Raw genomic sequence first — 265 nt, forward strand, 5'->3', positions numbered from 1 at the left:
GATTCTGCCACTGCGTTATCCCAACAATTCCCTTTACGGCTCATAGATTGACTTACCAAACCATTAAAGCTTTTAATTATGGAAGTGAACCTATGACTGGCATACTGTATCCCTCTATCCGAATGGACAATGGTGTCCTCTGTAGTCAGGTTATCACTTAAAGACCATCCTACAACCTTTCTGTTAAATAAGTCGATAATCACCGTAAGATACAGCCAACCTTGCTTTGGATATAAGTAATATCGCTTACCCATACTTGGTTTTG

The 265-nt window shown here is 39.6% G+C and carries 1 pseudogene; it reads right to left on the bottom strand.

Features of this window, described 5'->3' with window-relative positions:
* Nucleotides 1-265 (bottom strand): annotated as a pseudogene (locus HC176_RS19515) (DDE-type integrase/transposase/recombinase); the annotation flags it as partial.

Source organism: Tamlana crocina, assembly GCF_012037625.1.